The sequence below is a fragment of the Lacrimispora sp. BS-2 genome, from assembly GCF_040207125.1.
Classification (GTDB): domain Bacteria; phylum Bacillota; class Clostridia; order Lachnospirales; family Lachnospiraceae; genus Lacrimispora.
The window spans coordinates 2,859,080-2,875,459 of sequence record NZ_CP157940.1; the positions used below are offsets into that span (position 1 = coordinate 2,859,080).

The following is a 16,380-nucleotide window of genomic DNA, read 5'->3' on the forward strand; positions in this document are numbered from 1 at the left end:
TTTTCACCTCCTTATGTCTGCCTGCGAAGCAGAATGAGAAAATAGGGTGCGGCCAGAACGGAAATCACGATTCCAACTGGAATTTCAATGACTCCAAAAAGAGAACGCCCTATGGTATCCGCAAAAAGCAGGAGTAATCCTCCAAGCAGCATGGATACAGGCAAGAGCACATGATGCCGCCCTCCTGCAAATTTTCTTGCTATATGGGGAGCAACCAATCCGATAAAGCCGATTCCGCCGCTGACGGAAATACAGCTGGCTGCCAATGCCACTGCCACAACCAATAAGATTCTTCGTTCCCTCTCCACCCGAACCCCCAATGCAAGGGATGCTTCTTCTCCCAAAAGCAGTAAGTCTAAAATATCTGCTTTGGCAAGAAGAAGCGGAATCAGAATCAGCAGGTAAGGAAGCAGTGCCTTCACCTGATACCAGCTGGTGCCCCAGATATTACCTGACAGCCATCTGGCTACCAGCTGATAACTGCTGTTTTCCATGTCGGCAGCCATAATCAGCATCAGGGACGAAAAACCGGCCGAAATGCCAATGCCGCCAAGCAAGAGATAAGACGGTACGATCTTCCCGTTTCTTTTGGAAAATCCGTATAGTATGCCTGCTGCCGCCACTCCACCCGCCATGGCAAAAAGCGGCTGATAGACCATGGTGCTGATGTGCAGGGAAGGGAAAAAAGTCAAAAACAGCATAACTGTAAATCCAGCTCCCGCATTGATTCCCAATATCCCCGGATCAGCCAGTGGATTTTCTGTCACAGCCTGCAGTGTGCAGCCGGACAGTGCCAACCCCATTCCGCATAAGACAGCAAGGATAATGCGCGGAAAGCGGATATGCAAAAGAGTGACGGAGGCATCCGGGCCGCCTGGATGGCGCAGGCTTGCAGCCACGTCTGAATAAGAGATATTTGAATAGCCGCTGTTGATTGATAGCAGGACAGCCCCGATTACCGCCAACAGGAGAACCCATGGCACAAGCTTTTGCCTGTGTTTCTTTTTCATAAAACTGCTCCTTTCTTCCGGTACGTCAGCACCAGAAAGATCGGAACGCCAATGGCTGATACCAGCGCACCTACCGGTGTGTCAAAAGGAGCGTTAATGGAACGGGCAGCGATATCCGCCAGCACAAGCAGTATTGCCCCCAACAGTGCGGATACCGGCAAAAGCCTGCGGTAATCCTCACCGGCAAGGAATCGTGCAATATGCGGCACGATCAGCCCCAGGAATGAGATTCCGCCTACCAGGGATACGCTGGCTCCCGCCAAAATCAACACCACTCCGATGCCGGCCATCCGAACAGCCCATACGTTTACACCGAGTCCCGCTGCACTTTCCCCTCCCAGGGCAAGCACCGATAACCTTCCAGAAAGAATCTGGCTGATAAGCCCGGCCCCCGCAATCCATGGAACGGTCAGGAGAAGGCTCTGCCATGTAATGCCGGACAAGCTCCCAGCCGTCCAAAATGACATCGATTTTGAAAGTCCGAAGGCGAGAGAAATCCCTTGACTCAATGCAGTTAACAGAGTGGAAACAGCGCTGCCGGCCAAGATGAGCCGAATAGAGCCGGATTTATGCTTGCTGATTCCTATCCTATATACTAGCAGCACGGCCAGTGCCGCTCCCATAAACGCGAAAATCATCGTACCGATGCTTGACAAGGGCGGCAAAAGGACTGCGGTTAGAGCAACAAAAAATCCGGCTCCCGCATTGACTCCTAAAAGCCCGGCATCTGCCAAAGGATTTCTCGTCACACCCTGCATTACGCCACCTGCAAGGGCAAAGGCTGCCCCGGTAAAGCAGGCAGCTAATGCTCTGGGCATACGCATCTCCAGCATAATTCTTCCCATGTCAGAAGATGCTGCAGGATGAAAAAGTGTATTTATTAAAATACTAATATTCCCGCCCGCCACACCGACGCTGGCTGAGAACAGGAGGGAGAGCAGTAACCCACTCCCCATCAAAACAAGAGATAGCGCAAAGCCTGTTTTGGTTCGAAGCCATCGCACAGGCATAGGCGAAGGGCTTGCCGGGGCTTTGGGATTATTCAACATTGCTGCGGTTGAGGATGGTGTTTGCCAATTTTTCCATATACAGCAGTTTGCCGTTTGCCGTATATGCCATATTGTATTGCGCCTCATTCTTACCATAATATACATTTCCGGCCTTTACGGCTTTTAGATTCTGCCAAACAGGGCTGTTTCCTGTATCTCCAATCCGGCCGTCATCGCTGAAAAAGAAAATGTGATCCGCATCAATTTTTGAAAAGTACTCCGCATCAACTACTTCTCCCCAGACATTCTCCGGAACTCCCGAGGAAGGTGTCAGCTTTAATTCATCATATATCAGTTCACCCGGGCCTCCGGTCCGATAAACATAGTAGGAACCAAAATGCACCGAATTGGCTTCCACAACAGCAAAGGTTTCGTCGCCAACCATTTCCTTAACCTCTGCGGAAAGCTCAGCGGCCTTTACATCATAATCAGCAAGCCACTGTGTCACAACATCCTCTTTCCCAAACCACTCCCCTAATTGCTGAAAGCGCCCCCGCCAGTTGACATAGCTGATGTCATCGTTAATCATCACCGTGGGAGCGATGCCTTTGAGCTGCTCATATACCTTGTCATGCCGGATATTCATAATAATAAGATCCGGTTTTAGCTCCGCAATCTTTTCAAGGTTCAAATCACCCGATGCGGCGGCTCCGGAATAGTTGCCAACGATTTCAATCTTGTTATTGGTGAAATACTCCTGAAGATAGTCCGGAACGGTTATGCCATCATACATACTGGTATTGGCTGATGCAATAAATGGCATGTCCAGAATGATTAGTTCATCTGCTAAACCGGAAACGTCCACAATTCGCTGCGGATTAGCGGGAATTTCAACCTGGCCCTTCATGTCTTCAACCGTAATGGTATCGCCATTTTGACCTGCTGGTTCTGCAGTCTGAGCGGAAGGTGTTGATTGGCCTGATGCTTGTGAGTGATCTGCCGCAGGTGCGCATGCGGCCAGTGCCATCACCAGCATAAGACAAATTGTAATCATAAGTTGTTTCTTCACTTTAAACCTCCTAATGTAAATCGTGCATTTTAGTTAGGAATAGCTAACCTTAATTAGTATACAAAAAGTCCGGCTTACCTTCTGCCCTTAGACGGAGTTTTTCTGCCCCTTGACGGAATTATATGGGTCAGTCGTATTCTTGCAGTACGCACTGGATATTTGTTTCAGAAAGTAACTATTGACTAGTTAGTTAAAGCTAACTATAATATAGTAGATTAATAAAATATTTTCTGCCCCTCGGCGGATTTTCTTTGTTCGAAGACGGACATTACAAAGGACTGATAAAATGTCATATTTACCGTTGAAATTTGAATCATCAAATATATTTCCGAAAAAAACAATTGCAATACGTCCGGATGTACATATCATGGTATCCTCTGGTATATTTTCCAATAATACAAAGAGACAATCTGGCACCACAGCCCCTGTGTTTGAACTAAGCTATACTCGAAAAAATTTCATATACGGCGAGGTAAATCGTGTGCCTGTGGAGCTTCGACCCGGATATTCGTCGCTGGGTTTTTTAGGAGAGGCTTGCGCACATTCAGAATACAGCAGTGGCGAAGAAGTTCAGCTATACTCTATTTGGGTCAGCCCTTACACGTTCGATGGTTTTTGTGAAGCGGTTTGTGGTAAAAGCAATATTGGATTTCGCTCTTTCCAAAAAGATAGGTATTCTTGCTGTGGTTTTAAAAGCGATGCTCGGGAAGAAAGCATTATAAATAAATTGGATATGTGTTTTATAAAAGAAGCGGATCAAATAAACAGGCTTTTGTTAGAAAGCTATATTTTAGAGCTGTTATCCATTAATATAGAAAGGCTGATTTACAAAGATAACAGCAGGGAATATGTAAGCCAGCTATCCAGAGCAGATATGGATCGTTTGACTTATGCACGTGAGATTCTTCTGAATCGGCTGGAGTCACCCCCAACATTGCTGGAATTATCCCGGATAATCCATATGAATGATTGTAAGTTAAAACGTTCTTTTAAGCAGTATTTTGGGAAAACCGTTTATGAGTTTATTCGGGAGCAGCGGCTTGAAAAAGCGTTTGCGTTATTAGAGCAAGGGGAACATAACGTGAGTGAATCGGCCTTTGCTGTGGGGTATACAAACGTAAGCCATTTCTCGGAGGCGTTTCAAAAGAAATTCGGAATTCCTCCGCGTGTCCTGATAAGATAATTTGATATAAAAATAGTTTTATAAAGGCTGCAAGGTCAGCGCCAGAACAAAGGGGCTGACTTAGCTGGCACTCAATAAAAAAATCAAGGAACACTCAGATTATGTAGGCGGCAAGCGGGATGTGGCAACAAAAGACGGAGCTGATCAAAAAATCTTATTTAAATAGAAATAGCTGGACAAGGTTTTTCCCCTTGTCCAGCTTGAGTGTTACAACTTAATTATATCAGGTTAATAAGCTTATTCTAAAGTAAGTAAAAGTGCCATTTTAAATTTTCCTTCTGCCTTAACACTATGAAGTCCATTATTTTCAAAACGAAAGTTTTCACCCTCTCTTATATGATAGCTTTTCCCTTCATAGGTAATCGTTGCCTTTCCTTCCAGTGCAAAAAATAATGCATCCCCAGGAGCTCTGTGTTCAGAAAGCATACAGCCATCATCAAACGATAGAATCATAAACTTCATACCTTCGCCAGATGCAAGGTCAATATTAGCAATGCTCCCCTCCTCATAGTCTATAAGATTCTTTAAATCAAATACCTCATTGGCTTTTAAAATTTCGTTCATTTTACTCCCCTTTTCAAATTGTATTTCTGTGTATATGAGTCCCTTTTCTCCTACGGAATTAACTCCACACAATGTTCCCTCATGTAAAAAAATTATATTTTGTGAATTCATCTGCAGCTTACAACTACCATCTGTGCCAATATCAAATAAACCTGTTCCGCAGGCTCCAATATAGATCACAGGATTATCATAAGCTTCTGAACTTATATCAGTGCCACTTCCCAGTGAAAAATGGTGTACAATAGACTGTTTCCCTAGTTTCGCATTTGTTGATATTGTCATGCCTGATTTTGGCACATGCTTTTTTGAAATTGAATATACCCCTGTTTGCAAAATACTGCCTCCTATGATTTTTCAGATACGCCCAAGCTCATAACAATCCATATAAGATAAATCCATTCCTTCTGGAATCGCTGCAAACGTAGACTTATAATACGATTCCTTATCCCTTACTGAAGCACTAAATATATAATTATATCCGAGATCAAACAGATATTCCGGACATAATTCAGCGCTTGGACCATAAATCCCTCTGATTTTTGTATTTTTACATGCTTTGAGAATATCTTTATAGGTATTATTTACGATTGTACAACCAGTCATTATTACTATATCCAGACTTTCAAGTACATCTTTATGTTCAAGAGCATTATCTCCAAGATGCCAATAGATGTTTTCTGGATATACTTTTGTCTCATTTCCAATTCTATAATTCAAAATTCCCTTGGGGTCTCGAAAATCAAAAGCATGAAATTCCTTACACTTTCCAAGAAAAACCTCATTATATAGACCATAACCTATGATTCCAACCTTTTTATCTTTTACATCATAGTCAAATATACGCCCTTCTGTTCGGATAATTCCTCTATCTTTAAGTCTGTCTGCTGAGTTAAATGGCTTGCTTAAGAGATTGCATAAACAGGCTGCTATTGTTCTAAGTTCGGGATCAGACCGCTTAATAAGGTCATAAACACAGTCGTCTGCCGGTCTGCCAATGAAGGATTTTAGTATTTTCTCATATTCACCAAAATCTTTTTCCTGTCCCACTCGCAGCGACATGGATAATCTGTCATTGGTGTCAGATACCATGAACCATCTGTATCCCATTACAAATTCTTTTATGATTGGAATAGGATCCTTATATTTTTCATAGTTTTTATGTATCATTTCCAGTGCTATACTTAAATCATTCATAATCTGCCTCCTTTATCGTTCGTAATTGAAATTGGAACAATGCTCTTTACAATACGATCGCTATATTGAAATTGATTCACTGCAACATTCACATTAAATGCTTTTGAAATATTCTCTTCATTAAGGATATCCTGAGTTTGTCCATATACATACTCGCCAGTACTATTTAGCATGAGCGCTTCATCAGAAACAGAAATTGCATTTGTAGGATAATGTGTATTCATAACAGCACATATTCCTTCTTCATGCGCCATACGCTCAATCAGACTCAGCACCAGTATCTGATTATGGAAATCAAGACCTGTTTCTGGTTCATCAAGAATAATGAGATCAGGCCTGTTTATAAGCGCTTTTGCTATAAGCACCATTTGCAGTTCTCCCCCGCTCATATGGTTACAGTCTTTATTAGCCAGCCTCTCTATCCCTATTTGCTTCATTATTTCTTCCGCCATCTCTATATCTTTGATACCTGGTTGTTCAAAGACTCCAAGATGTGCACTACGTCCAAGAACAACCATCTCAAGACCTGTAATTGAAAATGCAAATGCATGAGACTGGGGGATATAGGAAACCTTTGACCACAGTTTTTTTGAATTTATGCTTTTTATATCCTCTCCATATAAAAAGCTTTTACCATCCACCCAGTCTAAAAGCCCAACCATACATTTTAAAAGTGTTGTTTTCCCTACTCCATTAGGGCCAAGCACGGATAAAATCCTGCCCTTATTTAATTTAAAGTTAATATTCTTTAATATCTTTTGTTGGCCTGGATAGCTGAAACTTCCATTTTGTATTTCAAATATCAATGTAAGCTCCCCCTATTTCTTTTTAGCAATGATATAAATACCGGTGCTCCAATAATTGCGGTAAGAATGGACAGTGGAAGTTCTATGACACTAATGCTTCTTGAAAACGTATCAATGATAATCATAAAACTAGCGCCAATGCTGATTCCTACAGGAACCACATAACGATTGTTACTTCCTACAAGCATTCTTGAACAGTGCGGTATCAGAAGTCCTATCCACCCAACCTGTCCACACATTGAAACACATGAAGCTGTTATTATAGTAGCCGCCAGTACAAAAACTAAGCGCGTTTTCTTTAAATCCATTCCGCTCGCTCTTGCCTCATCACTGCTGAGTGATAATATATTTAATTTCCATCTCATCAGATATATAACTGCAATGCCTGTAAGTATCAGTGGCGAGCCTACCATGATTTTTTTATAGGATGCACTTGTAAAGCTTCCCATAAGCCAATATGTTATCGCTGGAAGTTTATCTAAAGGATCGGCAGTATATTTCAATAAAGAACCTACTGCATTAAACAATGCCGATATGATTACTCCAGCTAGTACTAGAAATACTACCGACTGCCCATTTCTATCTCTTGCCAGTACCATGGTAATCCACACAGCAAAAAGTCCAAAAGCTAATGCAAGCAACTGAGTCTCCATGATGCCCATGGACATAATAATGGCAATGATTGCGCCCACACAGGTTCCACTTGTAACACCTAGTACATCTGGTGTTGCAAGCGGATTAGAAAAAAGTGACTGGAAGGCATTTCCCGCACATGTAAGACCAGCTCCGACAATGATTGCCATTATTATTCTTGGTGCTCTTAAATTTATAACAATTGAATAGTTCTGGCTTTCTCTATTCCCCTTTGCTGCATCAAATAAAGTGTTCATAACCTCTATAATAGAAAGATTCATTCTTCCTATACACAAGCATATTATTGCAGTAGCAATTGGTAATAGTATCATTGTCAGTTTTGCAGCAATCGTGAATTTGTTATGCCTGATCCAAACTGTATTTTTCATCGCAATTGGAGCATTCCCTTCATTTCATCATCAGTAATTTCGTACCCATAAAAGTTCTGGTAATAATCACGTATTACTGTTTCCAGAGGGTAGTCCGCAAATTCTTCCGGATAAGTATTATATGCAAGCCAGGCTAATACAAGAGGTGCATCGGGATTAGGGGTGAACCAGTTCCACATACCTAGTGTTGTGTTATATACACGCTTATCTTTTACTGCCTGTATTGTTGAAAAATCTACACCCTCAACTTTATTATCTATTACATCCTGCCTGTTTAGTTTTAGCAGACCCGGGCCATTTAAAAATAATACCTGGGGATTCCATTCATATATTTGCTCAAAGCTAACCTGTGCAAACCCCATTGCCTCCTCTGCAACATTTTTAACTCCAAGGTGCTGCAGCCAATAATCACCAAATACGCCTTTACCAGCAACTTGAGGAACGCCATCTATCAGCTTAAATAAAATCATTGTACTTGGACGCTTATCCTCTGGTATATTTTCTATTCTGGTTTCCACATCTTCAATGATTTTATCACCTGCTTCAATAAGGCCATTCATCTTACCCTTCTCTCCAAACACTTCCTCAAGAAGTATCAGCCACTGCTTATACCTTTCTATTGGATCTGCTGGGGAATCTGCGCCTACTGTGGCAAATCCTATGGATGGAATTCCACTTGAAGCTAATATTTGTGCATGCTCATTATTATTCGCATTATAAAAAATCACATCTGGTTTGAGCTTTATGATCTCCTCTATATTCAGGTCTGATTGTGCATATACTGTATCTGATGATTCAAGCAGCTCAGGTGCAATGTTCTTTAATGCCGTCTCTGATATGGTTTCCTTAAAAGAACCACTATACCCAACAATATGCGGCGCTGAACCTTCAAAATATGCCATGTATGTAGACAAGATTGGAATCTGGTCTATTACAATACGCTCTATCTTATCTGGAACTTCAACACGATTTCCAGCATGGTCTACTACCATATGAGTACCTGATAGCCCGCTATCTGCTTTGGAATCTGTTTCATCTTCCTCAGCAGCCGTTATTGCTTCTTCAGATGTGGTTTCTACCACTGATGAGGCAGCCGTATCTTTATTATTATTTGAAACACATGCAGTTAATAACAACATTGATGCTAATAAAAGTGAACTTGTTTTAATTTTTAATTTCATAATATCCTCCTTATCCTGTTAGTTATGACTAACTCCTATATAAGTTTATATTAAAAAAAGGATTATTTCCATTGCAACTGCAACGAAAGTAATCCTTTTATTGATATTTATTTATTATAAATACATTTTTTCTATAATCTATAAAGCCCTCTTTTTTCATTCTGCTGAGTTCTCTTGATAATGCACTTCTCTCAACACCAAGATAGTCTGCCATTTCCTGTCTATTCATATTGATCAAGCATCTATCCCCTTCAAGAGGAGTATAGTTTAACAAGGTCCAAATTTTGTCTCGTATAGAACGCCTACTCATAATATGGATCCTTCTATTCTGTTCAAGATTTGCAAACGCTGTCTGCCTCAACAAATTAGCTGTTACAAACGATGCAAATCTACATTTTATAGCTTCCTGGCTAAAAAGCTTTGACATTTTTAAAAATAGAATTTTTGTTTTTTTACTTGCAATAACAGTCACAAGTGAAGGCTGGTCCGTTATACATGAATGTGAACATCCAAAAGAATCCGAAGGGATAGCCACCTTTATACTTGAATCATCTCCGATTGCTCCTGGTACAATAAGTTCCACCTTTCCTTCTAGAACGATACCAGCATTCGATATCATATCTCCATAATGATATATTATTTCACCCTTGCCATAGAGCCTGATATGCCCCTCTAAACAATAGAGGACACGTTTTATAGTCTCATCATCGGCCAATTGAAATATATCTGATTTTCTTAAAATTCCAAAATATTCTTCCATTTATTCTCCATATGTAGTGTGTTAGTTGTATCTAACTCTATATCATTTTGTTTTCTTTGTCAAATAATTGCAGGCTGTTGCTTCAGGATTTTTTGATTACTCCTTATCCTACCGCGGTTAAAAGCTGCGGAGGAAGAAATATGAAATTAAGACAATGCCTTTAAAACAAAAAGCAGCTGGAAACCCTTGTAAAATCAAGGTTCCAGCCACCTAATTAAAAGAGCGCGAGACGGGACTCGAACCCGCGACCCCGACCTTGGCAAGGTCGTACTCCACCAACTGAGCCACTCGCGCACATCTCTTTTTAACTTTTTCTTTTGAGGCATATACCCTCAAAACCACACATTGTTACATATCTATCTTCATCCGTTCTTCCTCTTACCTAAACCAACCTGGTTAAGCCCTCGACCTATTAGTGACAGTCAGCTGCACATGTTGCCATGCTTCCACCTCTGCCCTATCTACCTCGTCGTCTTCAAGGGGTCTTACTCTTGCGATGGGATATCTCATCTTGAGGGGGGCTTCACGCTTAGATGCCTTCAGCGTTTATCCCTTCCCGACTTGGCTACTCTGCCATGGCTTTGATAGCCAACAGATACACCAGAGGTCAGTCCATCCCGGTCCTCTCGTACTAAGGACAGCTCCTCTCAAATATCCTACGCCCACGCCGGATAGGGACCGAACTGTCTCACGACGTTCTGAACCCAGCTCGCGTACCGCTTTAATGGGCGAACAGCCCAACCCTTGGGACCTACTACAGCCCCAGGATGCGATGAGCCGACATCGAGGTGCCAAACCACTCCGTCGATGTGAACTCTTGGGAGTGATAAGCCTGTTATCCCCAGGGTAGCTTTTATCCGTTGAGCGATGGCAATCCCACTTTATACCACCGGATCACTAAGTCCTAGTTTCCTACCTGCTCCACCCGTCGGTGTCGCAGTCAAGCTCCCTTATGCCTTTGCACTCTTCGAATGGTTTCCGTCCATTCTGAGGGAACCTTTGAGCGCCTCCGATACCCTTTCGGAGGCGACCGCCCCAGTCAAACTCCCCGCCTGACATTGTCCCCCAGCCAGGTCATGGCTGCAGGTTAGAAATCCAATACCGCAAGGGTGGTATCCCAACATCGGCTCCACAGAGACTGGCGTCCCTGCTTCATAGCCTCCCACCTATCCTGTACATGCAGTACCGAATCCCAGTATCAAGCTGGAGTAAAGCTCCATGGGGTCTTTCCGTCCTGGCGCAGGTAACCAGCATCTTCACTGGTATTTCAATTTCACCGGGTGCATTGTTGAGACAGCGCTCAAATCATTACGCCTTTCGTGCGGGTCGGAACTTACCCGACAAGGAATTTCGCTACCTTAGGACCGTTATAGTTACGGCCGCCGTTTACTGGGGCTTAAATTCAGAGCTTCGCGTTGCCGCTAACCCCTCCTCGTAACCTTCCAGCACCGGGCAGGCGTCAGCCCATATACCTCACCTTTCGGTTTTGCATAGACCTGTGTTTTTGCTAAACAGTTGCTTGAGCCTATTCTCTGCGGCCTGGTTTCCCAGGCACCCCTTATCCCGAAGTTACGGGGTCATTTTGCCGAGTTCCTTAACAATGCTTCTCCCGCCGGCCTTAGGATTCTCTCCTCATCCACCTGTGTCGGTTTACGGTACGGGCACATATCACACAATAGCGGCTTTTCTTGACAGCCCCTACAAAGACTTCCCTACTTATGTTCGGTACGCGTCACACCTTCCTGTTGCTGGGCGGATTTGCCTTCCCAGCCAGTCTAGTGCTTGCCCCGGTCTTTTCATTCCCGGGTTCTTCTTCGGTTCTGTGTCCCCACAGTTCTGATGATATGCGGTACAGGAATTTCAACCTGTTGTCCATCGACTACGTCTTTCGACCTCGCCTTAGGCCCCGACTTACCCAGAGCAGATCAGCTTTACTCTGGAAACCTTAGATATTCGGCCTGGAGGATTCTCACCTCCATCTCGCTACTCATTCCGGCATTCTCTCTTCTTAACACTCCACATCTCCTTACGGTAATGCTTCTGTGCGTTAAGAATGCTCCTCTACCAATGTGTATAAATACACATTCCACAGCTTCGGTGTCGTGTTTCAGCCCCGGACATTTTCGGCGCAGGACCTCTCGACTAGTGAGCTATTACGCACTCTTTGAATGTGTGGCTGCTTCTAAGCCAACATCCTAGTTGTCTGTGAAATCCCACATCCTTTTCCACTTAACACGCACTTTGGGACCTTAGCTGGTGGTCTGGGCTCTTTCCCTTTTGACTACCCAACTTATCTCGTGCAGTCTGACTCCCGTACATCATCTGGCCGGCATTCGGAGTTTGATATTCTTTGGTAAGCTTTGACGCCCCCTAGGAAATTCAGTGCTCTACCTCCGGCAGACTAATACGAGGCTAGCCCTAAAGCTATTTCGAGGAGAACCAGCTATCTCCGGGTTCGATTGGAATTTCTCCCCTACCCACACCTCATCGCCACCCTTTTCAACGGATGTGCGTTCGGTCCTCCATTTCCTTTTACGGAAACTTCAACCTGGACATGGGTAGATCACCCGGTTTCGGGTCTACCTTTACTGACTCATTCGCCCTATTAAGACTTGGTTTCCCTTCGGCTCCACACCTTAAGTGCTTAACCTTGCCAGTAACGGTAACTCGCCGGACCGTTCTACAAAAAGTACGCGGTTCCACCTTTAACGTGGTTCCACAGCTTGTAAACACAGGGTTTCAGGTTCTCTTTCACTCCCCTCCCGGGGTCCTTTTCACCTTTCCTTCACAGTACTATGCGCTATCGGTCACTAAGTAGTATTTAGCCTTGGGGGGTGGTCCCCCCGAATTCCCACAAGGTTTCTCGTGTCTCGTGGTACTTTGGATCCTGCTCGCTGACTATTGCTTTCCCATACAAGGCTTTCACTTTCTATGGCCGGTCTTTCCAGGACCGTTCTGGTAACAAATCGTCTCACTTATTGCAGTCCATAACCCCAGTATGCACGCATACTGGTTTAGGCTCCTTCCATTTCGCTCGCCGCTACTTTGGAAATCGAGTTTTCTTTCTTTTCCTCCGGGTACTTAGATGTTTCAGTTCCCCGGGTTCCCGACGTATGGCTATTTATTCACCATACGACAACTGAGGTTTGCTCAGCTGGGTTTCCCCATTCAGATATCTCCGGATCAAAGGATATTTGCTCCTCCCCGAAGCTTTTCGCAGCTTATCACGTCTTTCATCGGCTCTTAGTGCCAAGGCATCCACCCTGTGCTCTTTATAGCTTAACCAATTCGATGTTCACCTGCGGGTGCGGGCTACTAATCTAAGATACATAGCGTTGTATCTCTGGTCTTAGGTTGTTATTTCACCGTACGTTACGGTTACTTTAACGAGTTTTGTTTGGTTACATCGTTAGATGTAACACCTCGGATGTCTTGATATTGTCTTTATACTTTGACATATAAAAACTTTATCTAGATATATTTCAATATGTGGTTTTCAAGGTACATGCGTGATGCAATCAGAAGCGTGCACAATGGAATGGAAAACTGTGTTGAAAGCTTGCTTTCATAAGCAGTTTTGTATTTCATTGTATAGGCGTGGAACGCCGTGACTGAGAAAAGCGTCAGCTTTTCGAAGTACACCTTCGTAACTACACCAAATGGAGATGGAGAGATTCGAACTCTTGACCCCCTGCTTGCAAGGCAGGTGCTCTCCCAACTGAGCTACACCCCCATAAAGTAATCTGGCACCCACCTGCTCTCCCATGCCGTCTCCAGCATAGTACCATCGGCCGCTTAAGTCTTAACCATCGTGTTCGGGATGGGAACGGGTGTCTCCCCTAAGCGCATCGGCACCAGAAATCTTTTGTCTTTCTTGGTGTTTCTATTATTCTTTTTTATTTCTTTGAAAACCAAAGACTCAACAGTATATAAAACCCTTACTTCTTCTTCCTTAGAAAGGAGGTGATCCAGCCGCACCTTCCGATACGGCTACCTTGTTACGACTTCACCCCAGTTATCAGTCCCGCCTTCGGCAGCTCCCTCCTTACGGTTGGGTCACTGACTTCGGGCGTTACCAACTCCCATGGTGTGACGGGCGGTGTGTACAAGACCCGGGAACGTATTCACCGCGGCATTCTGATCCGCGATTACTAGCGATTCCAGCTTCATGTAGTCGAGTTGCAGACTACAATCCGAACTGAGACGTTATTTTTGGGGTTTGCTTAAGATCGCTCCTTTGCTTCCCTTTGTTTACGCCATTGTAGCACGTGTGTAGCCCAAATCATAAGGGGCATGATGATTTGACGTCATCCCCACCTTCCTCCAGGTTATCCCTGGCAGTCTCCCCAGAGTGCCCAGCTCTACCTGCTGGCTACTAAGGATAAGGGTTGCGCTCGTTGCGGGACTTAACCCAACATCTCACGACACGAGCTGACGACAACCATGCACCACCTGTCTGGAATGCCCCGTAGGGAAGGCCCCGTTACGGACCGGTCATTCCGATGTCAAGACTTGGTAAGGTTCTTCGCGTTGCTTCGAATTAAACCACATGCTCCACCGCTTGTGCGGGTCCCCGTCAATTCCTTTGAGTTTCATTCTTGCGAACGTACTCCCCAGGTGGAATACTTATTGCGTTAGCGGCGGCACCGAAGAGCTTTGCTCCCCAACACCTAGTATTCATCGTTTACGGCGTGGACTACCAGGGTATCTAATCCTGTTTGCTCCCCACGCTTTCGAGCCTCAACGTCAGTTACAGTCCAGTAAGCCGCCTTCGCCACTGGTGTTCCTCCTAATATCTACGCATTTCACCGCTACACTAGGAATTCCACTTACCTCTCCTGCACTCTAGCAACACAGTTTCCAAAGCAGTCCCGGGGTTGAGCCCCGGGCTTTCACTCCAGACTTGCATTGCCGTCTACGCTCCCTTTACACCCAGTAAATCCGGATAACGCTTGCCCCCTACGTATTACCGCGGCTGCTGGCACGTAGTTAGCCGGGGCTTCTTAGTCAGGTACCGTCATTTTCTTCCCTGCTGATAGAGCTTTACATACCGAAATACTTCTTCACTCACGCGGCGTCGCTGGATCAGGGTTTCCCCCATTGTCCAATATTCCCCACTGCTGCCTCCCGTAGGAGTTTGGGCCGTGTCTCAGTCCCAATGTGGCCGGTCACCCTCTCAGGTCGGCTACTGATCGTCGGCTTGGTGGGCCGTTACCTCACCAACTACCTAATCAGACGCGGGTCCATCTCATACCACCGGAGTTTTTCACACCGTACCATGCGGCACTGTGTGCTTATGCGGTATTAGCAGCCGTTTCCAACTGTTATCCCCCTGTATGAGGCAGGTTACCCACGCGTTACTCACCCGTCCGCCGCTCAGTCAATTTTAATTCCGTCCGAAAACTTCCTTAAAATCGCTTCGCTCGACTTGCATGTGTTAAGCACGCCGCCAGCGTTCATCCTGAGCCAGGATCGAACTCTCAAATTTAAGCAGATAGTCTTTGAAAGCGGCCGGTGATTTGTAGAAAAGTCTGTTGAAAGCTCGCTTTCATAAGGACTTTTTTGCGAATCTCCGAACATTTGCGAAGCAAATGGTAGCGAATGAAGCAAAGCTTCATGAGCGTACCGCTTGGACTTGCCATTCGGTTCAATCCGGGGTCAAAATCAACTAACTAGCTAATTTATTTCCCGTTTTACTTGTTGTTTGGTTCGTATACAATTGCTTGTATTCGTTCTGAAATTTTCTCATTCAAAGCCATCAAACATGACTTATTTTATTAGAATTTTCAGGGTTTTACATACTGTTCAATCTTCTGTTTTCAAAGTGCTTTTTCCTGTGCCGCTGTCTCAGCAGCAACTTTTATAGGATATCATAACTGGTTGTTTCTGTCAATCTTTTTTTGAATTTTCTTCAAAACTTTTTTCATCGTTCATCGATGTGTTTTAGAAGAAATTTGCCGCCGTTTTCAGCGGCGAGTTATATCATACCAAAGCATTTGACAAAAGTCAACATTTAATTTGAAATTTTTCAAATTAATATTTTAAACATTATATTGCAAAGTCGAAATATAATACAATATGGTACATATCAATGTTTTTCTTCTATATTACAGAGTTTAAATGCCTGTATATTCATCTTTGCGTATTTAATATCGTCCAATTAGATAAATCATTTTCAACATTATACCTGCGCCATTTGTTTGTGCTTCTGAGAGTCTTCCTTATATCAAGCGTCTTTTAGTGGTTTTTCAAACGATGAAAGGCTATGCAGTCTTATTCTTCATGCTCATTTCCTCAGCCATAACTTTTAATGAATATAAGTTCTTTGAATATCTGTTAAACATCGATCCCGTTGGCCGAACTTTTGATGCCGAAACTGATGCTGCTCACTCCACGGGCAAGCTTGAAAGATGGAAGACTGCATTATACTCGTCAAAGACTGCCATGTATACCAGTCGATAGCCGCATATGGTAAGATTTGTTCCGACCGGCATTAAAGTTGCATTGAGGATAAATATGAGTTCTTTACGATTAATATTATTTAAATTCATAATTATGATTCTTGAAAATGTAACACGGCAAGGAATCAGAAGCATTGCCGA

Annotated in this window: 10 protein-coding genes, 2 tRNA genes and 3 rRNA genes; 1 reads left to right on the top strand and 14 read right to left on the bottom strand. The window is 43.8% G+C overall.

Annotated features, from left to right (window positions below; translation table 11 throughout):
- Positions 1 to 11 precede the first annotated feature (11 nt).
- From ABFV83_RS13505 to ABFV83_RS13515, 3 genes are read right to left on the bottom strand one after another with little or no spacing between them, the layout of a single operon-like run.
- Positions 12 to 1,010, bottom strand: a complete 999-nt coding sequence (locus ABFV83_RS13505) for an iron ABC transporter permease (protein ID WP_349944524.1) — start codon at positions 1,008 to 1,010, stop codon at positions 12 to 14.
- On the bottom strand, positions 1,007 to 2,020 hold the full coding sequence (locus ABFV83_RS13510) for an iron ABC transporter permease (RefSeq protein WP_349944526.1): 1,014 nt from the start codon (positions 2,018 to 2,020) through the stop codon (positions 1,007 to 1,009). The genes ABFV83_RS13505 and ABFV83_RS13510 overlap by 4 nt, the downstream gene beginning before the upstream one ends.
- A 28-nt stretch (positions 2,021 to 2,048) precedes the next feature.
- Complete coding sequence (locus tag ABFV83_RS13515; RefSeq protein ID WP_349944527.1) at positions 2,049 to 3,068, bottom strand: ABC transporter substrate-binding protein; 1,020 nt, start codon at positions 3,066 to 3,068, stop codon at positions 2,049 to 2,051.
- Between the two features lie 286 nt (positions 3,069 to 3,354).
- Here ABFV83_RS13515 and ABFV83_RS13520 point away from each other — a divergent pair, with 286 nt between their 5' ends.
- The gene (locus tag ABFV83_RS13520; protein ID WP_349944529.1) at positions 3,355 to 4,251 is read left to right on the top strand and encodes an AraC family transcriptional regulator; all 897 of its coding nucleotides are present in this window, start codon (positions 3,355 to 3,357) and stop codon (positions 4,249 to 4,251) included.
- A 237-nt stretch (positions 4,252 to 4,488) separates the two neighbouring features.
- On the opposite strand, the gene ABFV83_RS13525 is transcribed toward ABFV83_RS13520, so the two are convergent.
- From ABFV83_RS13525 to ABFV83_RS13575, 11 genes are all read right to left on the bottom strand, one after another.
- Complete coding sequence (locus tag ABFV83_RS13525) at positions 4,489 to 5,148, bottom strand: cupin domain-containing protein (RefSeq protein WP_349944530.1); 660 nt, start codon at positions 5,146 to 5,148, stop codon at positions 4,489 to 4,491.
- Between the two features lie 21 nt (positions 5,149 to 5,169).
- Entirely contained in the window at positions 5,170 to 6,009 is an 840-nt protein-coding gene (locus ABFV83_RS13530) for a DUF364 domain-containing protein (protein WP_349944532.1), read from the bottom strand.
- Complete coding sequence (locus ABFV83_RS13535; protein WP_349944533.1) at positions 6,006 to 6,815, bottom strand: ABC transporter ATP-binding protein; 810 nt, start codon at positions 6,813 to 6,815, stop codon at positions 6,006 to 6,008. The genes ABFV83_RS13530 and ABFV83_RS13535 overlap by 4 nt, the downstream gene beginning before the upstream one ends.
- Positions 6,812 to 7,837 (bottom strand): iron ABC transporter permease, encoded by a 1,026-nt coding sequence (locus ABFV83_RS13540; RefSeq protein WP_313185456.1) that lies wholly within the window; start codon positions 7,835 to 7,837, stop codon positions 6,812 to 6,814. Before ABFV83_RS13540 ends, ABFV83_RS13535 begins: the two co-directional genes overlap by 4 nt.
- Positions 7,834 to 9,018: an ABC transporter substrate-binding protein gene (locus ABFV83_RS13545; protein ID WP_349944535.1), complete on the bottom strand. Its 1,185-nt coding sequence runs from the start codon at positions 9,016 to 9,018 to the stop codon at positions 7,834 to 7,836. The genes ABFV83_RS13540 and ABFV83_RS13545 overlap by 4 nt, the downstream gene beginning before the upstream one ends.
- A 97-nt stretch (positions 9,019 to 9,115) precedes the next feature.
- A complete protein-coding gene (locus ABFV83_RS13550; protein WP_349944537.1) occupies positions 9,116 to 9,778 on the bottom strand; it encodes a Crp/Fnr family transcriptional regulator in 663 nt (220 codons plus the stop codon).
- A 221-nt stretch (positions 9,779 to 9,999) separates the two neighbouring features.
- A tRNA-Gly gene (locus tag ABFV83_RS13555) sits at positions 10,000 to 10,072 on the bottom strand.
- Between the two features lie 98 nt (positions 10,073 to 10,170).
- Positions 10,171 to 13,063, bottom strand: a 23S ribosomal RNA gene (locus tag ABFV83_RS13560).
- A 375-nt stretch (positions 13,064 to 13,438) separates the two neighbouring features.
- Positions 13,439 to 13,511 (bottom strand) — tRNA-Ala (locus ABFV83_RS13565).
- An 8-nt stretch (positions 13,512 to 13,519) separates the two neighbouring features.
- A 5S ribosomal RNA gene (rrf, locus tag ABFV83_RS13570) occupies positions 13,520 to 13,637 on the bottom strand.
- Positions 13,638 to 13,734: 97 nt separating this feature from the next.
- Positions 13,735 to 15,266: ribosomal RNA gene (locus ABFV83_RS13575) — 16S ribosomal RNA — on the bottom strand.
- Together the 16S, 23S and 5S rRNA genes with 2 tRNA genes alongside form the textbook arrangement of a ribosomal RNA operon.
- Positions 15,267 to 16,380: the final 1,114 nt, after the last annotated feature.